The sequence below is a fragment of the Mycoplasma sp. AC1221 genome (genome assembly GCF_054353815.1).
In genome coordinates, this window is sequence record NZ_JBTHHH010000001.1 from 45,686 (window position 1) to 71,367 (window position 25,682).

Here is a 25,682-nt window from a genome sequence, read left to right on the forward strand (position 1 = left end):
TATAAAAATCTTAAATTGTTTTGTTTGCTTGATTTATAGCAAATTTTAAATAATATGGTAGAATTAATAAATATGAAGACTAATCATAAAGTAGCAATGTCTTGTAGTGAATGTCGTCGTAAAAATTACACAACTAATAAGAGTTTAGGTAAAACTGAACGCTTAACTGTTAAAAAACATTGTATCCATTGTCACAAACATACAATACATAAAGAAGAGGTTTAAATGTCACAAGAAAACGAACATATCGTTAAATCGAAGCGAAAAAAACGTTTTTGGATGCGCAAGCTAGTTAAAGAGGTTAGACGTGTTAGATGACCCGATGCAAAAACAAATTCAATTAACTTTGTAAAAATTTTAATTTTTACTGTAATATTCACTATTTTTGTAACAGCCTTATCATTTGGCTTTACACATTTATTCAAATTATGAAACATTTAGGAGGCTTATGAGTAATTTGAAATGATATATGATTTCTACCGTTAGAGGTAAAGAACAACAAGTTATCGAATCATTAAATAACCGAATAGTTGCTGAAGATTTATTACATGATTTTGATTTAACCGCAACACCACAAGGAGCATTTAAAATCTTTCAACGTCCAACACTAACTTCTAAAGAACATCAAAAGAAATTAGAAGGTAATGAATTTAAGGTTAAATATGTAAATTTATATCCAGGTTATATTTTTGCTCATATGCATATGTCTGATAAAGCTTGATTCTTGGTGCGTAACACTCAATATGTTACTGGATTGGTTGGTTCTTCTGGTAAGGGAGCAAAACCTACTCCAGTATCTAATCTTGAAATTACTAAAATGCATAAAAAAGAAAAAGAAGCACAACGACGTTTTGATTCAGGTGAATACAATTTCGGTTTAGAAGAACATAATTTTGTTGAAGTTATTGAAGGTCCATATACTGGTTATGTTGCAGAAGTAATAGCGATTGATCATAAAAATAAAGAAGTGACTTTGTTGATTGAAAGTTATGGTAAAAAATCTGAAGTAACAGTTGATTTAGATTCGGTTCGCTTAGCAGATAAATAATTGATCAAAAATAAAGGATGCAATTAGCATCCTTTATTTTTCTTACTTAAAATTAATATAATCTGATATTTTTTTAGCAGCAATTGCTCCATCTGAGGCAGCTGTGATAATTTGACGAATATCTTTAGTTCGGATGTCACCTGCAGCAAAAATTCCTTTAATTCTAGTTTGCATAAATTCATCGGTTTCTATAAACCCGTTTTTATCTAAAATATTGAGGTTTTTAGCAAAGGTTGTGGTAGGAACCATTCCAATGTAAGGGAAAAATGATCCAATTGAAATAGTTGTTTCATTTCCGTTTTTATCTACAATAACAGCAGATTCTAACGAATCATGTCCTTGTAATTCTTTAATTTGTGATTCACGATAAACAGTAACATTTGGCTTAGCAAGTAATTCATCAACTAATCTTTTTTCTGCTGTGAAATCTGCATCTTTGATTACAATATGTACATGTGAAGCAATATTGGTTAAATAAGTTCCTTCTTCAACTGCTGAATTACCTGCACCAAGCACCAATGATGGAAATCCTTTATAAAGTGGACCATCACAAATTGCACAATAACTAACTCCGCGGTTTAAAAATTCTTGAAAGTTTTTAATAAAGTTTGGTTCGCGGTTTTTCATTCCGGTTGCTATCAATACAGTGCGACCAAATACTGATTTCCCGTTTGTTAATTTAACTTCTTTTTCATAATCCGAATGGTTAATCAGTTCTTCAACTTCACCATATTGATATTTTGCACCAAATTTTTTAGCATGTTCTAAAAAATGTGTTGCAAGTTGTCACCCTTCAGTCATTTCGGTTCCAAGTCAATTTTCCACCTTATTTGTTACCACTAATTTTCCACCAGGTGCGCCTTTTTCAATAAAAATTGTTTTTAATTCTGCACGTGAAGCATATAATGCTGCATTTAAACCAGCAGGTCCTGCTCCAATAATAACTAAATCATAAATTTCTTTTTCCATAATAACTCCTTATTTAATTCAACTTATTTAAATCATATATAAGAATATGCTTTTTTAAACATATGGATTATTGATGTAGCATCAACATATTGAAAGTAAGCATTTTGATTTTGATATTGATAGAATTTAAACACTTTATGTCTGTATTCTACTTTATATTTAACTTTAGCTCACATTTGATAGTAAATAAATACTAATACACCGACAATAACAAATGCTATCGCAACATATTGATATAATCCATATGCTTCTTCACGCAGTGGTTCCATCGCCATACGTAGCAGTCCGTATCAAATTAAGTATAAACCAATGCTGCTTCCAGGTTTAAAGATACCAAAGAAGTTTATTACTCATACAATTAAAATATATCCAACTAAGTTTGCTAATCCTTCATATAAGAATAATGGATAACGATATGCTCCGTTTAATCCCATTGAATTAGTTAAAGCATCAGAGATATACATATTTTGTGCAAAGGTTTTACCAAAGATTAATGAACTTTGTCCGCTTCAATCGATTTTTCCATAAACTTCATGGTTTGCATAGTTACCCCAACGACCAATAAATTGACCTATTAAGATGGTAGGAATAATTATTGATGCAGCTTTTCGAATATCTAAGTGTTTGCGTTGTGTATAAACATAAAATAAATCTACTAAAATCGTTACTACAAGTCCACCTTGAATACTTAATCCACCCTCTCAGATTTTATACCAAGCCGAACCTTTAAATGGTTCATCTTGATAAATAAGTTGCTCGATTATATATCCAAGACGCGAACCTAAAATCCCAAGTGGGATGGTAATAATGATTAACACAAAGAGTTTATCCATATTTAACTTCTCTCGTTTTCAAAAATAAATGATTGTTAAAATGGATGCTAAATAACCGAGCATAATCATTAATGAATATACCTGCACGCTAAATGAACCAATACTAAATAAAGGTGCATCTGGTATCCCTTCGTGCTTTGCTGTTTCAGGTACTCATATCGGAATACTAGTCATCTAGTTCTAACCTCCTTTTTTCTATTTCTTTCAAGATATCAAGTCCATCGTGACGCGATAAATAGGCACTGACAGCAGCTTCAATTAATGAAGCAGCTGAACCCCCTTCTTTGATTGGAACTTGTATTTTCTTAATGCTACGACCTAAAATTGGGTATTTAAGAAAATCGACTCCAATGCGATCTAACTCATTTTGTTTTTCAGTACGAACCAATTCAACAACTAAATTGATAATCGATGATGGTGCTACAGCTCGAATTCCGTATGTATATTTTACATCAATTATACCAATTCCACGTACTTCTAACATATTTTGAGTTATTTTTGGTGATTTACCGATAAATAAATTTCCATTATCTTTGATTAAAACTGAATCATCACTAATTAAAACATGACCTTTTTGCACTAACTCTAAGGCTGCTTCAGATTTTCCTATCCCTGATACACCTGTTATCAAAACACCAGTACCACCTACTAAAACTAAACAACCATGTACTAATTTTTCATCTGCAAAATGGTTATTTAAATAAGACCCGATATTGGTTGCTATATAAGATGAAGACATCGGAGTCAAGCAAACTGGTACACCATATTTATCAGCCATTAATTGAATTCAACTTAAAGCAGGTTTAGAAATACGTCTTGAAAGCAGCACCAATGGTGGATTACCTAAAAACACATGTTCAATTGCTCGCAATGCTGCTACTCGCCCGATGCTTTGAAATCATATAGATTCGGTAGTTCCTCATGAAATTATATTTCCTGATAAATCACTATTTCCGATATGTTCGGTTAATTCCAGACCAACTTGTTTTATTGCAGGCCGATACACACATCCTCAATTAACTTTATTTAAATCATTATTTAAAAGTTTTAAATTAAATAAGTTCACAATATGTCTAACACTGATATTTTTACGATTCATATTAATTAATTATAAAGAAATTATAAAATTTTGGATAAAAATTCAGCTGTGTATCCAACATGTCATTTAGCAACTTCTTCAGGACTTCCAGATGCAACTATTCTACCACCTTTAACTCCGCCGTCAGGACCTAAATCAATTAAATAATCACAGTTTTTAATCACATCTAAATTATGCTCAATCACAATTACTGAATCACCTTTATCAACAATGCGATCTAAAATTTCAATTAATTTCTTAACATCATGAATGTGTAATCCAGTTGTTGGTTCATCTAAAACATATAATGTTTTACCTGTAGGTTTGCGTTGTAAATAGGTTGCTAATTTAACTCTTTGTGCTTCTCCACCTGATAAAGTTGTAGACATTTGCCCAAGTTTGATATAACCTAATCCAACATCTAATAAAAATTGAAGTTTTTCACTAATTTTTTTATGATTTTTGAAAAATTCAAAAGCTGCTTCCACACTCATTTCTAAAATATCATTAATATTTTTATCACGGTATTTGATTTCAAGTGTTTCACGGTTGTAGCGTTTGGCATCACATTGGTCACAAGGGATGTAAACATCTGGTAAAAAATGCATTTCTATTTTCAAATAACCATCACCAGAACATTTTTCGCAGCGACCCCCATTAGTATTGAAACTAAAAGTTCCTTTATTATAACCTCTAGCACGAGCTTCTGCAACATTAGCAAATACATCTCGGATGTCATCAAAAACACCTGTGTATGTAGCAGGATTAGATCTAGGAGTTCGTCCAATCGGGCTTTGTGAAATAGGTACAACTTTATCAATATTAATAAGTCCTTTAATGGTATCAAACTTAGCTTTTCGTTGCACACTTCCTTCGGTTAAACCTCGCATATGTTGAATTCCTGCAACTAAAATATCATTAACTAATGTACTTTTCCCGCTGCCTGATACACCTGTTATTCCTACTAGCATCCCAAGTGGGATTTTAACATCAATATTTTTTAGATTGTTCTCACGAGCACCTTTTATTTCAATAAAATTTTGATTACCAGGTCGACGCTTTTTAGGTATTTTGATTTGATATTCACCTGATAAATATTTACCAGTAATTGATTCAGGAGAATTAATAATATTTTCTAAATCACCAAAAGCTACTATTTTTCCACCATGTTCACCGGCTTGCGGGCCAATATCAACTATATAATCAGCAGCAAAGATGGTTTCTTCATCGTGTTCAACAACTATTAAAGTGTTACCTAAATCAACCATATTTTTCAATGTTTGAATTAGTTTTTGATTATCTTTTTGGTGCAATCCAATTGAAGGTTCATCTAAAACATATAAAACTCCTGATAAATTTGATCCGATTTGGGTAGCTAAACGAATCCGTTGCGCTTCACCTCCTGACAAACTTTCTGCGCTACGGTCAAGGGTTAAATATTCTAAACCTACATTCTTTAAAAATGATAATCGATCGATAATTTCTTTAAAAATTAGATTCGAAATTGAAAGTTGATGCTCACTAAGTTTTAATTGTACTTCTTCGATTTTTTCAAGCAATTTTTCAATTGACATTTTTATATAATCAAAAATATTCAACTTATCTATTTTTACTGATAATGCATGCTGATTTAAACGGGCTCCTTTACATAATGAACAAGCAAAGGTTCCCATATATTTTTTTAAATAATCACGACGATTTTCAGAAGTTGTATTGTAATAATGATTTTCAATTAAGGTTATAATTCCTGCAATTTTATCGCGACGGCGATATTTATTCCCTGATGATGAAATCAATACATAATCTATTTCATCATTTTGCGAACCGTATAAAATTCGCTTCATTTGCTCATCGTTCATCTCATCAATTGGTAAATTTTTAGGAATATGATAATATTCTAACATTGCATCATATTCTTGTCATTCAAGATTTTGAGTATTTACAGTATTAGCAAAATATTTAATTGCCCCTTGTTCGATTGTTCTTCATTGCTCAGAGATTAACACATCGATATCTGCTTTAAATTCTAAACCTAATCCCTTACAATTTTCACACATCCCATATGGAGCATTGAAGGAAAACATTCTTGGTTCTATTTTTGGAACTGAAAAATCCTTATAAATACATGCATATAACTTTGAATAAATATTTACTTGTTTAGTAGTTAAATTCTCTATTCTAACTATCCCACCTGATTTTTCAGTAGCAATATTAATTGCTTCTGAAATTTCATTATACTTTTGCTCACTTACTTCAATTGCTCTGGTAATAACTAAATCAATGTTATGTTTATTGTTCTTATTTAGTTTAATTTCATCTTCAAGTAAATACATATCTCCATCAATTTTTACCCGTGTGTAACCATCATTTTTAAGTTTTTCAAGTAGGTTTTGATGGCTTCCTTTTTCACCTTCAACCAATGGAGCATATATTGCAATTTTTTGATCTTGATTATTTAAAAAAATTTGATCAAGAATGTCTTTTGAAGTTTGTGAACTTATTTCAATGTTATGATTTGGACAAAAAACCCTACCAATCCTTGCAAAAAGTAATCTAAAGTAATCATACAACTCAGTTACAGTTCCAACAGTTGAACGTGGATTATTATGAACAGTTTTTTGTTCAATTGAAATAGCAGGACTAAGTCCTTCGATTTTATCCACATCAGGTTTTTTTGTTCCACCTAAAAACATTCTAGAATATGAACTTAGCGAATCAACATATCGTCTGCGACCTTCTTCATATATAGTATTAAAAGCAAGCGAACTTTTCCCGCTTCCACTTAGACCTGTAAAAACTATTAACTTGTTTTTCGGGATTGTTAAATTAATATTTTTTAAATTATTTTCGCGGGCACCTTTAATCACTAATACATCATCTTTCATATCACCTCTTTAAATATAAATGTTTATAGCTATATACCAGTAATAAACATTTTATGCTTTATTATTATTTGATTTAGGTATATAATCAATTAGGTTTGGATTATAGCGATATCCGCGGCCTTCTTTAGCTTGTTTTTTACCATTTAATAAGGTTGCATCAGCAGAAAATGAATTATTTAATTTAAATATACTTTGTCCAACTCCATAAAAATCTACAGGTGCATTTGAAGCTTCAAAATATGCTATTTTAGATGCATTAAATCCAGATGAAACAACAATTTTATAATTCTTAGCACCTACATCATCCAATGCCACACGCAATCTTTTTACTTGTTCAACATTAACACCATAAAAATCTGGATTATCAGGTTCATTATCAAACATATGATCCTTCATATTCTTAGATGTATCAATCCGAACACCTCAAACCTTATCACCTAATGCATTCCATACTGCTAACGAATCTTTAACAACATCATTATTGTAATCTACTAAAGCGATAATTTTATCGTTTGGAAAACTATTTTGAAATGCAAGTGTGGCTGCAACTACATCACCATCAAAATTTTGTATTAAAGCATGAGGCATACTTCCGAAAACACTTTCTTGATTGTTTTTTTGAGCAAATTTCTGCATCGGCGTTGATACAATGTGAATACCTGCAATACCAACTGCATATCCATCGATTGTTTGATTGATAAAATGATCAGCACGATCACCCATAAAAATTATTTCTTTGTTATTAGCAACTTTCTTAATATCATATGCATTGGTGGCAATCGAAGTATAGCGAGCCAAAATCCCGTCTATCATACCTTCTCAAATTCCAAAATCTTGATAATGTCCTGTAAGTTCTAATACAATCTCTAAATTATTGATTTTGCTACCATCAGGTAAATATTTAATTTTATATTTAGAAGTGTCAGTTTGTTCTTCAAGTAATCCTAAAACTTCTTGCATTCCTGCTAAAATACTATCATCTCGACGCTGAAAAAACTGTAGTGTAATAATATTTTTTGGATTATGCTGCTTTATAACTTCTTGGGTTTTATTAAAATAACTTGCAACATAATCGGTTGCTTTATCATCCTTTTTATTTTTCATTTTTTGCTTCCTGCATAACTGCTTTACGTTGCTCTATCGCTTCAATTCTTTCTTTAGTTTTAATAAAGTAAACTGGAGGTAAGGCTTTTTGTCCTGGTTGTAAGATTCTCAATACTTTTCTAAGGATAAAACCAACAGCAGGCGCCGAAAAGAAAGATAGAGAAATCATTATTAATATTAAAATAGATTTTAAATATAAATTATCTCCACTATAACCTAGTGGATGTCAGAAACTGATAACTGAATAAATTGCTATCCCGCGATCTAATTCGGTATTATATATCTTTGGAATAATATAATTTTCTTCATTAGTTTGTGCTACTATACTCGGTAAAAAGTCATGTTGACTAAGATTTTTAAATTTATAACCAAATGTATATATAAAAATAACAAAAATCAAATATGTAACTGGATAAATCGAAAAACTTCATATAACACGGGTACTTACACGAATTCTTTTTCTTTCTCAAAAAAGAGTAATTATACCAAAGAATGGAGCGATCGCATGTCATACTAAAGTTCGATAAAAATCGTTATCTGTATCATTTCCACCGATGCTAGAATCAACTATATAACCAAATCAAAAAGCTGATACAACTATGATAATATAAACTATTCCAGAAAAATAAAATTTTTGCATTTTACGGGATTTTTTAAAAAACGGAAAGATTAAAATCGTAATTGCCATTAAAACATTTGACATAAAAGTAAATCAATAAGTTGTTCCTCCTCACAATAATAGCACTGCATTAGGAAGCAAACTGCGATATACTTCACGTTGCATATTTGGATTTGAATCTGCTATTTCTTTGATTTTCCTAAGTAAATCTGGATTTTGATTATATACTTTTCAAGTTTCATAACTTTTATCTGCTCAGTTTCATAAAATAATTGAAATATATAAAAGAATAAGATTGACTCCTATAATAAAGGTTGCTCAATCTTTGGAATCGAAATGTTTATAAGTATAATAAAACTTTCTAAAACCTTTTTCCATATATTTCCTTTTATTTAACTGATGATACATAAGACAAACTTTTAATATTATTTTATGTAAAACTAATAAAATCCCTTTAAAATTAATTGAATATTTTTTGGTTTAATATCAATTAAAGATTTTATAGCACTTTTTAACTGGTTACTGATATTTTTAAATAATGTATTTAATGATTTTCGCGATGTTTCCTTTACTTTTATTTCTAGGTATATCATTAGATTTGTATGATTTTCTTCAAATACTAAATTAGGTTTACCAACAACTTTAATTTCTTTAAAATCTGACATTGTAAATTTTATAATATCTAAAAAAGCACCCTCTTTAACAACATAAATTTGATCTGAATTAAAGGGAACATTAATATAATTTGACATAATTACTCTTTTGATTTACCAGAATACTTACCTGTTTCAGTTGAAATAATAATAATATCACCTTCTTTAATAAACATCGGTGTTTCTAGTTCATAACCTGTTTCAACAATCACTTTTTTTTGTGGATTTGTAGTGGTATTACCTTTTACAGCATCTGGTGCTGATGTAACTTGTAAAGTTACATTAACAGGTAGCTCGATATCCAAAACTTCGTTTTCAAACATACGAATCTGAACTTCCCGTCCTTCTTTTAAAAAGTTCATTTCTCAAGTAACTTTATCAAGTGAAATTTCAATTTGCTCATATGTTTCTTTGTCCATTAAAATAATATTTTCACCATCTGAATAAAGATAATCCATTTTTCTTTTATCGATGTGAGCCGGTTTTAACTTGTCTCCACCTGTATAAGATTTTACGGTGGTTGAACCTGTTCTTAGATTTTTTACTTTTGTTTTAACATTTGCTTGTCCACGTCCTTGTTTAGAATGTTGAGCTTCTAAAACAACAAAAATTTCTCCATCATCTTGAAATGTTATTCCAGGCTTAAATTCATTTACATTTATCATATTTCCTCGTTTCTGACTTTTTTTATGTTTTATAAATTATAACTGAAAAAATTTAAATATGCATCCTTTTTATCTCATAACAAATAAAATCATATTTGTTATTTTAAAGAATTTATATATAGTCTTATCATACGAAAACATATTAACCATTTACTTCTATAAATAACATTACAAAAAAATTAAGAATTTATTATGATTTTTTTTGCTCTTATATAAAATATAAAAATATGAAAAGCAAAAATATTTTAATTCAAAAATTAGCTATTAAAAACATCTTAAGCAATTTTTGTGATTTAGAATATCCGTCTTTATCTTACAGTATCGAAGAATACTGTGAGAATCTTTTCGATACCGTCTCCCTGCTGCTTATTTAAACCAATAAGAAAGGAGATACAATGTATATTAATTCAGATAATAATCAATCAAAACAAATTGAAACAACTCGTGAAATTAGTTTGAAAAAAACTAAAAAAGCAAATATGCCAATTATCGAACTTAAAGAAGTTGTTAAAGAGTTCGGTGACAAAACTGTCTTACATAAGATAGATTTACAAATCAAGCGTGGTGAATTTGTTACTATGCTTGGTCCATCTGGTTCAGGAAAAACTACCATCTTAAGACTTATAGGTGGTTTTGAATGAGCAACTCGTGGTGAAATTTTATTTAACGGTTATGATATTAAAGACCTTTCTCCGCATAAACGTAATGTTTCAACCATTTTTCAAGATTATGCATTGTTTCCACATTTAAATGTGCAAGGAAACATTGCATATGGTTTGAAATTAAAACGTATTAAAAAAGAAGAAATCAATCAAAAACACATCGATTTACTTAAACATAAAATTGAAGAATGAACCAAAAAAGCCGATGCAAAAATGGATAAAATTGATACACAGCAAGATAAATATATCGAAGCTTTAAAAAAGATACCAGCAGATACATCGCAATATAATCGCATCCAAAATTGGTTGGATGATTTAGATTTTAAATATTCTTATTGAGAGAATTATGTTGCTCAAAAGAAGGAAGCATTTGAAAATAGATATTTCAAACGTAAGATGACTGCTAGTGAAATGGATGAAAAAATTGAAAAAATCATCGAATTAGTTGGTTTAAAAGGTAATGAAACTAAAGCAATTTCTAAGTTATCAGGTGGAATGAAGCAACGTGTTGCTCTCGCTCGTAGTTTAGTTATTGAACCTGAAATTTTGCTGCTTGATGAACCTTTATCTGCTCTGGATGCTAAAATCCGTAAAAAGATGCAGGAGTTACTAAGAAGTGTACAACAAGAATTAGGACTCACTTTCATCTTTGTAACCCATGACCAATCTGAAGCACTTGAACTTTCTGATCGCATTGCTGTAATGCGCGATGGAATAATCGAACAATATGATACACCTAAAAACATATATGACTACCCTGTAAATATATGAGTTGCTAGATTTGTTGGAGATTCAAATATTTTTGATGCTAAATTTTTACCTAACGGGAATGTAAAATTGTTAGGTAGAGAATTCAAAACTATCTATGATATCGAAGAATTCGGAAGTGAAAACACCCTCGATGCATTAATTAGACCTGAAGATATAGATATAACAAGTAATCCAACATCGATGAGCGGAAAAATACCAAGTTATGTAAAAGATATTTCCTACCGAGGAAGTTATTATTATTTAACAGTTGAAACAGAAGATGAAGATATTTTATATGTTGAAACAGCCAAAAAATTCGACATTGATGAAAAAGTATATTTAAGTTGAACAATTGATACCATTCATTTGATGAAAAAAGATCCAAAGTGAGATTATACAACTAATGTTTTCAAAAATTAAACAAACATTCACTTTTGACAAAAAAGCCTGGTTATTCTTACCTTACTTATTAATTGCAATTTTCTTAATTGTATTACCTGTATTAATGATTGTTATCAGTGCTTTTTCAGCAACCAATAATGAATCTTTTGATGCAGCAGTGTTGCTTAAAGATCTTAACACTTGAAACATTATTGGTCGTTCATTATGAATAGGAATTGTTTCTGCCTTCTTATGCTTAATCATCGGTTTTCCATATGCTTATTTTATTTCAACATCTAAATCAAAAATCTTTAAACTTTTTGCATTAAGTTTAATGATTAGTCCGATGGCAATTTTTACCATTGCTCGAATTTACTCAATTAAAGGTTTAGCATTAGCTATTTTTCATACAAATCCTAAAACACTCAATAGTGAACTTTTTATAATCTTTGGTCTTACCTATTTAAACCTACCTCTAATGGTTTTACCTTTATATACAGTATTTAAAGATATGCCAAAAAATATTATTGAAGCAAGTAATGATTTAGGATACAATAATATTCAAACAATGTTTAAAGTTATCGTTCCATATGGAACTAAAGCTATATTAAGTGGTTTAGCAATTATTTTCTTGGCTAGTGCAACAACCTTTGTAATTAGTGCAAAATTACTTCCAGATGGTTCACAACACCAACTTATCGGAGATTTAATCAACTCAAAACTAAATCCTGGTAATAAATATGATCTAAGTAGTGGTTCTGCACTTGTTATAGTGGTTTCCGCTATCTTCATTGGTGTATATTCTTTATTTATATTCATACCAAAACTCATTTTTAAATTTAAAAAAGGAGCACACTATGAATAAAGTTACTGAATTTTTAAGACGTAGTTATATTTATATTATTTTAGCAATTATTTATGTTCCTTTAATAACAGGTGTAGTATTTAGTTTTAATCAAAAAACACCAAAAGGTGAGTTTAATCCAACTTGAACTAAAGGTGTTTTTGAAAACTGAGTAACTTTATTTGATAACGGACGTGGGCTTGCTTTATTAAACACAATTTTATTAGCAATTATTGTTTCAACATTAGTTGTTATTATAAGTTTAATTACCGTTTATGCTCTTTATCGACAAAAAAATCGTTTAATGCGTTCTACTTTGACAGCAACATCAAATATCCCACTTATCAATCCTGATAACATCACTGCATTAGGTCTTGTGTTAGTGTTTTCATTGTTCTTTGGTATTGTTGCAGTTGATTCAGAAGGTTTTGGTAGATTGATAGTAGCACATACAATTATGGCATTACCTTATGGAATTTCTTTAATGCTACCACGTAGTGAAAAATTTAACAATAACCTCTTCGAAGCATCGCAGGATTTAGGTTACTCAAAAACTCGTGCATGATTTAAAACCTACCTTGTTTATATGATTCCATCAATTATTACAGTTATTTTAGTTTCAAGTGTTCTTAGTTTTGATGACTTTATCATAACCCGCACTGTATCAAATGCAAGTACTTTAGGTACAAAATTATATGAGGGTGCATTTGAACCATGAGGATTGGTTATCGGTTCAATCGTTTTATTTATTACTATTTTAGGAAACATTGGTTATGCAATTTACAAAACCAAGAAAAAGGGATAAATGAAACTAAATAAGAAACTTTTATTAGCATCAACTATCACAATAGGTGCAATTTCAGGTTTCTCAGCAGTTTTAGCATCAAAAGTCGAAAATCAATTTAAACCAAGTTTTTATAACTATAAATCATATATGTCTGATGCCAATATTGCTCAACTTGCACATACATTTGATTATAAAGAATTCGATGAAATTAATCAATTTAGTAATGCTTTAATTAATAACAAAGCAGTTGCTGGAATTGGTTCAGAATTTTTAGCAGTAGAGCTTGCTAAAAAACAACTTATCGGTAAGCTCAATTACTCGATTTTCTTCAACTTACCACAGTATTCTAATTACTTAGAATATCAACCATTAAAACATCAATTGGATGATCTTAAAAAACAACTCATCAAAAATCCAAATAACCAAAATTTAAAAGATACATACAATGATGTTTTAATTAAATATCAAGATGCACAAAAATCATACATTCAAATTAAAAATTATGTTCGCTTATCGATGCGTCCTGAGATATGAGAACATTTAAATCGTTACGATTTAAGCAAAAAAGGTGATAACAACAGCGATGAATCATTATGAGAATACTTTTATCCATATTATTCACAAGATATGGTAGTTGCATATAATATTCATAAAATTAATAAAGAAAAGCTAAATAAGAATGCCTTTGATGAAGATTCAGGAATTGACTTTAGCAAATATGCTGATAAATTTATCACACCTAACAAAAGCAGTATAAAAGACCCATATGCATTAATTAATATTTTAAAGACATTAAAAGTTAATGGTTATCAAGACTGAGAAATCACCGATGCAATTCGTGATAATATGCTGTATGGTTCTGCTTACTGACCACTACCTGATGGTGGTCGCACTTTAGACAAATTTACTGGTGCAGTAGTAAAAGATGATTCTTTGACTAATACACAACCATATAAAATTCTTATCGATTCATTTGCAGACTTAATTAAAGACGGGACTGGTTTTGATGTCCGCAATGCAAAACATATAAGTTTAAAAGGTGATGGATTAGAAATAGCAAATGATTTAATCAATAAAAAACGTCCCGATGTAACATCTGCAATTATGTATAACGGGGATGCAATTGATGCATATTATAGTGAAGATAACTTTCCAGATGTTCCTGATGGATCAATTCGTGCTGTTAAACCACACCAAAACATTCTTTTAGTTGATGGTATAGTTATTTCATCACATATTCCAAAAGAATTAAGTAATGAATATCAAAAAGCTATTTCTCAAGGTTATTATTCATATCTTAACGATATCGGTAGTAGGTATGATAAACTCGTTAACCAAAAAATGATATCTACTTTTAATGAAAACACATCTGATACAGAGATTGCTAAAGCACAAAATTTAGTGACTGAAGAATATGTAGCTAATGTATGAAAGGATTTAAAAACCCTAGAGTTAGGCAAAATTGATTCTTCAGATATAAAAACTAGTGATATTAATACATTTATAAATTCTTTATACAATGAAATTAACTTAGCATCAAAACAAAACGCTGAAAAATTCAATGAATTTTATAAACTAAGAGATGACTACGATCAAGGTAACGATGTAGATCAAGAGCAAAGAATCTCATATGTCCCACATCTTTTAGAAAATTATCTTAGTAAAAATTATTCAGAATTTATAAATAAATTTTCGCAATTAGCACAAAAATCACAAACTGATTTGTTTACTATTTCAAAAGAAGAATTTGTTGATAAAGTTTCAAAAACAAAAAATGATAAAATTCTTGCTACTTATGTTTATTCAGTTGTAAACAATGATCTTTCAGATGAAGATACATCTGAAACAATTAAAGGATTATTTGATGATGCTTTAAAAAAAACAAATGAAAAAAGTGATAATGAAAAACAAGAAATATGAACCGAATTTATAACAAGTTTTATTGCTAAAATGCTGGCATATGTTAATATATCAGATAAAGAATATTTGGCAAAACATCTTAATTTAGAAAATTTTGATTATGTTAATTATGATCCGGTGGCTATCACAGACTATGAGGTAGTGCTTAGAAATTATTTTAATGATAAATACGAAGGTCAGGACTTTAATTTAATAAATATTTATGAAATTAAAAACACTGATGGGATGATTCACGAAGCAATCCAACCTGTTGATGATAAAACCTTAAGTCAAATTACAACTTACTATTTTTCAAAAGTAAAATCTTAAAATCAGGGGAACCTGATTTTTTTTACTGAAAATAATTTCATACAAAAGAGTATAATTAAATTAGGAGGTTATTATGAAATTAAAGAAATTTTGAAAATATATTATTGGTTTATCTAGCATTTCAAGCCTTCCTTTAACAATGTCAGCAATTTTTGCAAATCAACCTAGAGACATTAAAAAATACAATCATTTATTTGATAAGTTATGAGATAAACTAGGAATCCACGAAAGAACTGATAAAAAGATTAAAATAGGTATCATCGATGGTGGATTAGTTGATTATCGAATTTTAAAATTTGATGGAAATACAACTTTAAATATTGATAAAGAAATAAATGAAGATAATTATAATATTCTAGGTTCAATTAATAATCCAAATGTTGTTAATAGTAACAGAGTTAAATATGACCCTAACCTTACTGATGATAAAATATTTGATTTTTCCAAGATGAATCACTCATTTTTAGATTATTGAAATAAAAATTATCATGCAACTGAAATTGCTTCAATCATTGGTAGCGATTCTGGATTACTAAAAAATGCTGAAATTTATTCAACAAGTTATAATAGAACATATAATGCAAGCAATTATGACATATTAAAAGAAAATTTAGAGTTCTTTAGGAAAAATAATGTTGAATATATTAATATGAGTTATTCAACCTCATATCGCAAACTACTAGATCTAAATAAAATGAATGAATATTATAAAAATAGTAATCTTTCATATATAAACAATATTATAGATATTTTAAATGTAGAAATTAACACAGATTATCCAGATGAAGCCGCATTAATCGATGAATATGCATATAAATATAATATGAAATTTTTCATTTCTGCTGATAACGAAAATCTTAAAACACCAAATCATATAATGGAGGTTAATAAATGGATAAATGAAAAACTTAATTCTAAACCTACTACCTATCAAAAAATAATATTAGAAAAGTTAAGAGATACAATTAACCAGAACCCCACCTTTTGAAAAAAAGCTTCTTCTATCCAAAGAACTAAAAACACTTTTATAATCGGTGCATATAATTTTAATAATGATCAAATTGAAGATTTTTCAAATGGTAAAATTAAAGGTTTTGAGGATTCTCCTTTAGGTATAGGTCCAGATAAATTTAGTAATCAATCACTTTTTTTAAATGATCAATGATGAAAAACAGACACATTAGTTGATGATCCAGATTATTGACGATGATCAGGAACAAGTTTTTCTACACCTGTTTTATTAGCTGCTTCTGCTTTACTATCGGCAATAAAAAAACCTAATTCAAGTTATCAAGTTCCAGAATTAAAAGCTATTTTAATAGCAAGTTTTGATTTAAAACAATATAATGATAAAATCAATATATTACCATTAAACCTTGGTGCAGGATATATAAATTGAGACAGAATGAAATTTTATGCAGACAATGTTAGAAAATACAGTATATATGATTTATATTACAGTAAGTCAAAACAATTGACATATAAAAATCTAATCTCTGGTGGTGAAAAACCACTTGCTGCTTATTCTACATATTCTGATTTATGAAGATTATCAAATTCTGAGAGAAGAAAACTAAGTGTATCTGAAATACATAATCACTCTAATATATTTAATGTAGGTATGGTAGGTGTTATTTATGCAAATTCATGATGGATTTACAGACAATACCACCTTTCAACATTAAAAGTTAATTATCCAAATCTGAACAATGATAATAGCGATGCAACAAATCGCAATATGTTTGTAGCGGGTAGAAATTATCATTCATGACCATATGAATTTACCTTAACTATTAAACTAAGAAATGACTTTGAAAACACAAACCTTACAAACAAAAATGTCTATTACATTTTAAATGATAAATATGCTATTTATGAAACTCGTTCAAAATTAACAGCAGAAAAATCATGACCAGAAACCTAATAAAATTATTGAGTCTATGTTTATCTGGTCCTTTATTAACAGTTTCGATAGCATGTAGTCATTATGAAAATAAAACTCCTTGGGAAGCAAAAAACGAATCAGAAAATAATGATCAAGTAAGAAAACTAAAAGAAAATTTGAAATCTCAAAATTTAATTCTTGATACTAAATATTCAAAATTAAACAATATTATCGATAAAGAGCACTCTTTTTTTGCTTTAGTAACACAAAACAATGAACAAACTCTAACTTTCAAAAAAATAAGTAGTTCTTATAATTTTCAATGAAACTATAATAATATCAAGAACATATTTTCAAATGATAAAAATAATTTATTTTATAAAAAAAATAATAATATGGTAATCGAGATGTTACCAATTAAAAATGAAAATAAAGTTCTTATAAATTTATTATTTGTAAGAGATATCGAAGGAGATTTTTTTCCAATTCGTGTTTACAATTTGATTACACAATACGGTGCAGAACCAATAGGATATCCAAGTTACTTTTATTATTATCCTGACAAAATTGAGAAACTGAATAACAGTTCTATCAATACTGTAAAAAATGAAAATAATCAAATTAATATATCTATAAAATTAAAAAATAATAATATTAGTCCAGTAACTGAAACAAATCAAATATATACAAAGTTTAAAGATAACATTAAACTTCCCTCATATAAATCGTATTTATTCTATAGTAAAAACTATGTTCCAGATAAAACTCTTGTTCCTAATAAAATTATTAAAATTCAACAAAGAGAATTTGATGATATATGATATGCAATATATTATAATCACTTTGAAGGACGCATTTGAACTCGAAATAATGTAGAATTTGTTTCAAATTATGATAAATATGCTAAATTAACATCAAATACGCAAACATCTGTATTAAAATTACTTGCTAAGTCATATATAATAAATTTAAAAAATACTAAATTATCTTATGATAAAGATGGTAAACCAAATAATATAAAAATTACTCTTTCGTAAAAATAACACAACTATTTTTGGTTGTGTTTTTTTTGTGTTTTATACCAACTTTAAAATAAAAAACTAAGTTTTCAGAAGTATGTTTTCTTTTTTATCTAGTATACAGACAAATAAATTAAGTTACCATATTTTTATAGCAAAGAAAAAATGATAAAATAAATATAAGTATTTTAATACTTATTTTTATAAATCACAATAAACTAGGATTCGCTTGGGTGTGCTTGAATAATTATAAGTGCTAGGTGTTAGAATAGTTTATTTAGACAAAACAAACTAAAGGAAAAAAATGACAAATCAAAGTAAAACTGAAATTAAACCTGAAATTAGGGTAGAAAAAACTAATAAAGAAACAAAGGAAGTTAAAGAAAACAAAGAAAAAAATCCTATTGTTTCAAGAACAAAACTTTTAGAAGCCGGAGCATATTTTGGACATAAATCACATTCATGAAATCCAAAAATGAAGGAATACCTTGTTCCAAATAAAATGAATAAAGGCGCTCACATTATTGATATCTTTAAAACACAAAAATATTTAGAATTTGCTTACTCACTTGTAAATTCATTAGCCGCTAAAAATGCACAATTTATTTTTGTAGGAACTAAAAAACAAGCTCGTGATTCTGTTAAAAATGCAGCTGAAAGAACAAATTCATTTTTTGTTACTGAAAGATGACTTGGTGGAACATTAACAAACAATGAAACAATTATGTCTCGTGTTAAAAAGATGGAAGAATTAGAAGAAAAGGCAGCTAATAATTTTAAAGGTTATACCAAAAAAGAGGCTTTAAATTTCAAAAAAGAATTAGACAAGTTACATAAAAATCTAAATGGTATTCGTAATATGAGAAGATTACCAAATGTTATGATTGTAGCAGATCCATTGCAAGATGAAATCGCCGTCAAAGAAGCTCGTAGAAAAGGATTAAAAGTAATCGCTATTCTTGATTCGAATGCAAACCCTGATGCAGTAGATTTCGGTATTCCTGCCAATGATGATTCATCAAAATCAATTAATTTAATTATGACAATTTTAGCTGATGCAATTGCTAAAGCAAGAGGTGGGCAACAATTATTTGCATATCAAGATGATGAAAAAGTTATCTTACCAGAATTTCAATCAAAAAATACAGAAACAAATAATTAGGAGTAAATTATGTCAGTAAATAAAATAGAACTTATAAAAGAATTAAGACAAAGAACTAATTCAGCATTAATTGATGTTAAAAAAGCTCTTGAAGCAACTAATTATGATATCGAAGCAGCTGTTAAATGACTAAAGGAAAATGGAATTGTTAAAGCTGCAAAAAAAGCTGGCAGAATTGCTGCTGAAGGTGCTGTTACTGCAATTACCAACAAATATCGTTCATTATTAATAGAAATAAACAGTGAAACCGATTTTGTTGCAAAAAATGATAAATTCTTAGAACTTGTTCAACAAATCGCTCATGCTATTTTTGATGCCAATGTATGAACTAAGGAAAAAGCATTAGATGTTGTTCTACCAAATGGTTTAACAGTAGAAAAAGCATTAATCGAAGCTACATCAGTTATTGGAGAAAAAATTTCATTCCGTCGTATGTTTATGGTAAAAGCAAAAGAAGGTGAAATACTAGGAACATATGTCCATGCTAATAATCAAATTGCTGCTGTTGTTAAAATAAAAGGTACAGATATTTATGCTGCAAAAAATGTTGCAATGCATGTTTCAGCAATGAACCCTGAAGTTACATTAGTTTCTGATTTAAGTGAAAAACAATTATCAGAAATAAAAGAACGTTTTGAAAAACCAGTGGCTTTCGAATCAAAACCTGCTAAAATTCAAGAAAAAATCTTTCATGGTTGATTAACTAAACAACTTTCAGAATTTGTTTTAGAAAAACAGGCATTTGTAATGCAAGATTCTATTTCAGTAGGTAAATACTTAAACGATCATGGTAGCCAACTTGTATCAGCAATAAGATTTGAAGTAGGTGAAGGAATTGAAAAAACTCAATCAAACTTCGCTGCCGATGTTGCTGAAATGGTAAGGAAATAATTTATATTAAAAAAAGGAGATTATGAAAATTCAAAAATTAAAAAAATGAAAATTACTTTCTAGTACATCTTTATTAACTTTGTCCGTTGCTTTAGTTGTTGCATGTACACCAGAAAAAACAACACAACAACCACAACAATCAAAGGAAATTGTTTTAAAATCAAAACAAATAGACGAGATGTTAAAAAGAGTAAATTTATACAATCTTAACTCTGAAAAATATCTTGAGAATAAAAATAAATTCGATGAATTAACTAATTCAAAAACTACTACCATAGAGCAATTAAATGCTTTATATAATAAAATATTATCTGATTATAATACTGCTGCTTTATCAGTTATTCCAAATCTGTTTACTGAAAATTCTGATTTAAAAGTTGAAGTTGATTCACTTAAAAAAGAAAATACTAAAATTCAAGAAGAAAGTACTAAACAGCAAAAACAACATGAGGAGTTATTAAAAAAACAAAACGAACAAAATGCTCAGCATAACAAAGAAACTATCGAACAACTACAATCAGATAAAGAAAAATTAGAGAATGAAAACCAAGAAATTAAAAGTAGTTTTTTAAAGCGACATTATTCAGGCAAAAAAGCTTTGATTGAAATAAATGATTTTACTATCTTATTTTTAGAAAAAACTATAGAAGAAATTAGAGAAGCAAAAGACATAAGTGCAGCAAATAAAAGATCATTTATAAATCAAATCAATCGTTTAATTGAACCACTTAAAAATAATCGTGAAATATATCAGCAAACTGTAGAAAACCGTGCATCATTATGAAATATCGCTTCAATCATCGAATCTAGAATTTCATATTTTTCTCGAATTTCAACTGCATTACAAGATGCAAAAATTAAGTTACCAAAATTATTAGAATCCAATAAATCATTTATGAACGATTTATTTAGATGAAGATATAATAACATTGTTGCAATCGAACAACAAGTTAGTGCAACTGATAAATCAAAATTTGTATCTACAAACCAAACAGATGGGCAAAAAGTTAAGGATGAAAAAATCCAACAATCAAAAGTTTTTGCATTCACAACAGCAAGATTAGGTGGATTAAATCTGCAGACATTAATGTCAAATGATAAAAAACAAGATGCAAACCTTATTGCAGAAGCAAAACCATTTCAAGAACAATTAATTAATTATGCAACTTTTTTATCAGAAATTTGAACTCCTAATTATGCATCAAAAGCAACTTCTTCTGATGGTAATCCAATAATTGACAAGAGCAAATGATTTATCGACTTTGTCATAAGTGACTTTCCACTTTCAAATGCTTTATTAAAAACCGATGATATTTTAAGTCTTAAAAATCAAGCTCAAGAGCTTCATAAAAAATATGCTGATTATTTAAAAACACTTGGAGATGGTTTTAGAAGTATATACCACTATAAATTGAACAAACCTTTTTATTCCGCTCTAGGTAATTTAAAATATATTGATTATTTTAATGGAGAACAAACTAAATTAGGAATTTTAGGATATCTTACACAAGCAAATTCAGATTTTAGTAAATATAAACTAACTGCAGATAATCTTAAATCTGATTTAGAAAAATTCAAAAAAGAAAATACTGAATACATTAAAAAAATTGATGACAAAATTACCGAAATAACTGCTAAAAAATCGCAAAACGATGGTAATCAAAAATTTCATAATGAAAAAATCGATCAACTTTTAAAAGATTTTAATACTGAGTATACACCAATTAAATCTAAAACTGAAGATGATATGCTAAAAACCTTTGATAAGAATCTTAAACTTAGATTCTTATATGAAAAATTATTAGTTTTATCTAACTTATACTTATATTGAGAAGATTTAGGTTTAAATCCCGACTCACAGGTATTAAAAGATCAATTAGGATATCAAAAAGATACATCTGAAAATAATAAATATAACTACTATATTCCTGGTCAAGAAACTATTGCTTGAATTCGTCAATGAACTAATTTATATTCTGATCAATGAAATGATTTATCATTAGAATCAACAGTAGTCGATACCGATGCTTATAATACAACTACTAAATCTTTATTAGATATATCGCAAAACGATAATATTGCTTATATCAATAGCACAGATGCAAATTCATTTGTATCAACTTCACAATCTTTTGATGCAAAAACTTTTTACAAAGAATTTGATGCACTAGAGAAAAATTACTTTTTAGCATCAGAAAAAGTATTTAAAGCAATACAAAGTAAAGATGCCAACCTTGAACAACTTAAACAAGAACTAACAGATGCTCGTAATGCTTACTATACTAAATTAAATGATCCAAACATCAGTTTTAGATCGAATGCTTTTACTAAATTTGATACGTCTGTGTATGCTCCTGCAACACAAATCAAGGCTGCATTCACCCCATACACACTTGCAAATGCATTTGCAACTTTCAAAGCTTCATTAGTTGTTTTAGAACATTTAAATACACTTTGAAACACCACAGAAACAACAAAAGTAACTTCAAATAATCTTCAATCACAAGCAAGTGCTAATGAAAATCAAGGAGCAAAAGAACAGGTTAATACCGAATCTAATAACAAAACTACAAATAATCAACCTGTAGAAAACAAATCAACAAAAACAAATACAAACTCATAGAGTTTGTATTTTTATTGTCATTAAAATATACATAATTGTAAATTAGTTTTTTTTGCTTTATCGTAGCATAAAAAAAATCAAAAAATATTTAAAAAATAATTTTTGATATTCTGCTTTTTTGTTATAACTTATATATAAATTATATGGAGGTTAAAATGTCATATAAACGTAAGAATTTCATTCTCTTAGCAGCTATTTCTGGTAGCTTAATTTTATCTAGCAGCATTGCTTCAGTAGTTTATCAAACATCAGCTCAAATTCTAAGTGGAAGCAAAACTGATTTATCAAATCAAGATGCTAGATTAATTCCTGAAAACAAATTAAACACCAATCTAGCAAACTCATCAAATATAGATAATAACTTGCAAAAAATTAAAGAGCAACCTACTAATCCGGTTGTTATTAATATCGCTCCAAGTCAACAACAAAAAGAACAACCGAAAGAATCTATCATAAAACCTGAAAATCAACCAAAACAGCCAAAAGAGCCAATTATAATAAGTGCACCAGATATTAAACCACCACAAACACAACAAAAACCTATTGATTTACAAAAACCGATTGTTATTACTACACAACCTGTAAAACAAGAGCCGATAAAACAAAAACCACCTGTGCAAAAGGTAGAGAGCAAACCACAACCTTCTGCACCTGTTATAGTCGAGCAACCTAAACCTATACAACAACCAACAACACCAAAACCTACTCAACCTATTACAAATACACAGTATAACATTGACGGAATTGGAGATGGTTATACTGAAATAAATATTGCAAACACAACAGCAAGGGCTAAGGTAGATTTTAAGGTTATACCACATGAATATTCTAAACAAGATATAGAAGATGGAATTGCCAATCCGAAAGGATACCAAAATGTTACAACCGGAAAAATTATCTCTGTTGAAGTAACACCACAACTTATTGCAGCAGATGCTAAAGTTGCTATCGACGGAATTAATGCTAATGCAGGTAAAATTGCAGATGCTACCGATGATTCAGAATCTGAAAATGCTCCATATATACTATCTAAAGGTTTTTGAACTGGAATAAATGATCGTTTTGGTAGAATTGCCGAAGAAATTATTAGACATAAAAATGATCCAAGATATCTGCAATATATTAAACAAAACTATCGTGATATCTATTTAAAACGTAAATTTAATAACTTCATAGAAGAAAAAGTTTATGTCGCTTTCCATCTCGATCGCAGCAAATTTACTAATCTTTCACAAAGAGCAATCGATTTTCTAAAAAAAGGTTACACACTTGATCCTGATAATGTATTTATTAATGAAAATGGAGAACTAGATAGTTATGGACAAGAACTACCTCCTGGATTTAACCGTGTAACTGCAAGAGTTACCAGAGATAACAAATACAAAAGAGCTTTTGGTTATGATGACTGACAAGCTATCACACCAGGAAATTTAGAAGAAGGAAATTATCCAGGTTGAACTAAAACCGATGTAACTAATGGACCAATTTTTAGCAAATATGTTAATAACACACCTGGAATTAAAGTTTATGATTATACCCGTAATGACAAAAGCCCAACCTTACGCAACCAAGGGTATGCACTCTATATTGATATGAATGATCCAAATGCTTACCAAAAAACTGCTTCATTAATTAAAGAACTTGAAGAAAATAAAATACAAATTACTTCATATCGCTTTAATAACTTAGGTAAAGCAAATGCTGCACAAAAATATATTGACATCTTTAAATTACTTCCAAATCATATTCCACAACTACAATTATTCTTTGATGCTTCTGCAACTAATACATCTGCGTTAATTGCTTTAAAAGACAAAAACATTGATGAACTAGGTTTATATACCTATGGAAATCCTGTTTTAGATGCTTGAAGTTATAACCCTTGAGCATTAAACAAAGTTGCTTGAATTAATACTAATGATTATAATCCTAACCAAAACTATAAAAAGAATATCCCGATAGCAACACGAATCATCTTTGATACCATTGCTTTTGATGAATCAAATTATTTAAAAAATACTTCTGATCCATATAAAGAAATTAATTTAGGTTTAAGAATGGTATATTGAACTCGCAACAATGAACCATTCTTTCAAGGTAGTTACGGATCTGGATTAGATCCAGATACCAAAGAAAAAGATAACTCATATCCTCAAGGACTTGATTTTTCTAGGGTACCAGAAATTAAATCATTAAAAGGTTTAATATTTTCTGATAATCAAAAAGCATCAAATAATAAACCACGTAAAATCCGTCGTTTAAAGTTATATAATAATTCGCAAATTTTTACAATGACTGCAGACGATATTAATAATGCGGGATTTAATGAAAACTTTGTACTTAATTCCCCTCAACTAGATTCAAAAATTACCTTTAGCAACGGAGAAACTAATCAATTATATATCAGTGGTAACGGAACACTTACATCAACCGGTTTATCCGAATTAAGAACATTAACAAAAACCTTATACCAAGAATTTGCAAGTAAACCTATTTTAGTTGATAAAATTGCTACTAATTTAGCAGCACAATTACAACAAAACGGATACAATGTGCAAGTATATAGTGATCAAGATACATTAGAAATCACATAAA

The 25,682-nt window shown here is 28.7% G+C and carries 21 protein-coding genes; 13 read left to right on the forward strand and 8 right to left on the reverse strand.

Translation table 4 applies throughout. The annotated features are described in order from the left end of the window. Positions 1-72: 72 nt before the first annotated feature. Genes rpmG through nusG form a run of 3 tightly spaced genes read left to right on the forward strand, consistent with a single transcriptional unit; the run spans position 73 to position 1,048 of the window. On the forward strand, positions 73-225 hold the full coding sequence (rpmG, locus tag ACXYRK_RS00170) for a 50S ribosomal protein L33 (RefSeq protein WP_435130437.1): 153 nt from the start codon (positions 73-75) through the stop codon (positions 223-225). Beyond that, positions 226-441, forward strand: coding sequence for a preprotein translocase subunit SecE (gene secE, locus ACXYRK_RS00175; RefSeq protein WP_458597325.1), 216 nt, complete (start codon positions 226-228; stop codon positions 439-441). 7 nt (positions 442-448) lie between these two features. Then, positions 449-1,048, forward strand: a complete 600-nt coding sequence (gene nusG, locus ACXYRK_RS00180; protein ID WP_458597324.1) for a transcription termination/antitermination protein NusG — start codon at positions 449-451, stop codon at positions 1,046-1,048. Positions 1,049-1,090: 42 nt separating this feature from the next. Here the strand turns inward: nusG and ACXYRK_RS00185 are convergent, their stop codons facing one another. From ACXYRK_RS00185 to efp, 8 genes are all read right to left on the reverse strand, one after another. After that, positions 1,091-2,017, reverse strand: a complete 927-nt coding sequence (locus ACXYRK_RS00185; protein ID WP_435130433.1) for an NAD(P)/FAD-dependent oxidoreductase — start codon at positions 2,015-2,017, stop codon at positions 1,091-1,093. Positions 2,018-2,040: 23 nt separating this feature from the next. After that, entirely contained in the window at positions 2,041-3,024 is a 984-nt protein-coding gene (gene lgt / locus ACXYRK_RS00190; RefSeq protein ID WP_458617412.1) for a prolipoprotein diacylglyceryl transferase, read from the reverse strand. Then, a complete protein-coding gene (gene hprK, locus ACXYRK_RS00195) occupies positions 3,017-3,949 on the reverse strand; it encodes an HPr(Ser) kinase/phosphatase (RefSeq protein WP_435130429.1) in 933 nt (310 codons plus the stop codon). Before hprK ends, lgt begins: the two co-directional genes overlap by 8 nt. A 20-nt stretch (positions 3,950-3,969) precedes the next feature. Continuing rightward, the gene (gene uvrA / locus ACXYRK_RS00200) at positions 3,970-6,813 is read right to left on the reverse strand and encodes an excinuclease ABC subunit UvrA (protein WP_458617414.1); all 2,844 of its coding nucleotides are present in this window, start codon (positions 6,811-6,813) and stop codon (positions 3,970-3,972) included. A gap of 51 nt (positions 6,814-6,864) precedes the next feature. Beyond that, positions 6,865-7,917 (reverse strand): nicotinate phosphoribosyltransferase, encoded by a 1,053-nt coding sequence (locus tag ACXYRK_RS00205; RefSeq protein ID WP_458617416.1) that lies wholly within the window; start codon positions 7,915-7,917, stop codon positions 6,865-6,867. Then, positions 7,907-8,914, reverse strand: a complete 1,008-nt coding sequence (locus ACXYRK_RS00210; RefSeq protein WP_458614432.1) for an MAGa3780 family membrane protein — start codon at positions 8,912-8,914, stop codon at positions 7,907-7,909. The genes ACXYRK_RS00205 and ACXYRK_RS00210 overlap by 11 nt, the downstream gene beginning before the upstream one ends. A 62-nt stretch (positions 8,915-8,976) precedes the next feature. Beyond that, on the reverse strand, positions 8,977-9,288 hold the full coding sequence (locus ACXYRK_RS00215) for an MMB_0454 family protein (RefSeq protein WP_458614431.1): 312 nt from the start codon (positions 9,286-9,288) through the stop codon (positions 8,977-8,979). A gap of 2 nt (positions 9,289-9,290) precedes the next feature. Next, on the reverse strand, positions 9,291-9,854 hold the full coding sequence (gene efp, locus ACXYRK_RS00220; protein WP_458617418.1) for an elongation factor P: 564 nt from the start codon (positions 9,852-9,854) through the stop codon (positions 9,291-9,293). 395 nt (positions 9,855-10,249) lie between these two features. Between efp and ACXYRK_RS00225 the strand changes: the two genes are divergently transcribed. The 10 genes from ACXYRK_RS00225 to ACXYRK_RS00270 all read left to right on the forward strand — a co-directional run bounded on the left by ACXYRK_RS00225 (position 10,250) and on the right by ACXYRK_RS00270 (position 25,681). Further along, positions 10,250-11,686 (forward strand): ABC transporter ATP-binding protein, encoded by a 1,437-nt coding sequence (locus ACXYRK_RS00225; RefSeq protein ID WP_458617420.1) that lies wholly within the window; start codon positions 10,250-10,252, stop codon positions 11,684-11,686. Further along, the gene (locus ACXYRK_RS00230; protein ID WP_435130416.1) at positions 11,670-12,512 is read left to right on the forward strand and encodes an ABC transporter permease; all 843 of its coding nucleotides are present in this window, start codon (positions 11,670-11,672) and stop codon (positions 12,510-12,512) included. Before ACXYRK_RS00225 ends, ACXYRK_RS00230 begins: the two co-directional genes overlap by 17 nt. Then, positions 12,505-13,296 carry an ABC transporter permease gene (locus tag ACXYRK_RS00235; RefSeq protein ID WP_458617422.1) on the forward strand — a complete coding sequence of 264 codons (792 nt, stop codon included), beginning with the start codon at positions 12,505-12,507 and terminating at the stop codon, positions 13,294-13,296. The genes ACXYRK_RS00230 and ACXYRK_RS00235 overlap by 8 nt, the downstream gene beginning before the upstream one ends. Continuing rightward, entirely contained in the window at positions 13,297-15,507 is a 2,211-nt protein-coding gene (locus ACXYRK_RS00240; RefSeq protein ID WP_458617424.1) for a type 2 periplasmic-binding domain-containing protein, read from the forward strand. Between the two features lie 73 nt (positions 15,508-15,580). Continuing rightward, complete coding sequence (locus ACXYRK_RS00245; RefSeq protein WP_458617426.1) at positions 15,581-17,431, forward strand: S8 family serine peptidase; 1,851 nt, start codon at positions 15,581-15,583, stop codon at positions 17,429-17,431. Continuing rightward, complete coding sequence (locus ACXYRK_RS00250) at positions 17,416-18,429, forward strand: hypothetical protein (protein ID WP_458607308.1); 1,014 nt, start codon at positions 17,416-17,418, stop codon at positions 18,427-18,429. The genes ACXYRK_RS00245 and ACXYRK_RS00250 overlap by 16 nt, the downstream gene beginning before the upstream one ends. Before the next feature lie 286 nt (positions 18,430-18,715). Continuing rightward, the gene (gene rpsB / locus ACXYRK_RS00255) at positions 18,716-19,573 is read left to right on the forward strand and encodes a 30S ribosomal protein S2 (RefSeq protein ID WP_458617428.1); all 858 of its coding nucleotides are present in this window, start codon (positions 18,716-18,718) and stop codon (positions 19,571-19,573) included. A gap of 9 nt (positions 19,574-19,582) precedes the next feature. Continuing rightward, on the forward strand, positions 19,583-20,464 hold the full coding sequence (gene tsf, locus ACXYRK_RS00260) for a translation elongation factor Ts (RefSeq protein WP_458617430.1): 882 nt from the start codon (positions 19,583-19,585) through the stop codon (positions 20,462-20,464). A gap of 22 nt (positions 20,465-20,486) precedes the next feature. Beyond that, a complete protein-coding gene (locus ACXYRK_RS00265) occupies positions 20,487-23,087 on the forward strand; it encodes a coiled-coil domain-containing protein (protein WP_458617431.1) in 2,601 nt (866 codons plus the stop codon). A gap of 155 nt (positions 23,088-23,242) precedes the next feature. Beyond that, the gene (locus tag ACXYRK_RS00270) at positions 23,243-25,681 is read left to right on the forward strand and encodes a putative immunoglobulin-blocking virulence protein (protein WP_458617433.1); all 2,439 of its coding nucleotides are present in this window, start codon (positions 23,243-23,245) and stop codon (positions 25,679-25,681) included. Position 25,682 lies beyond the last annotated feature (1 nt).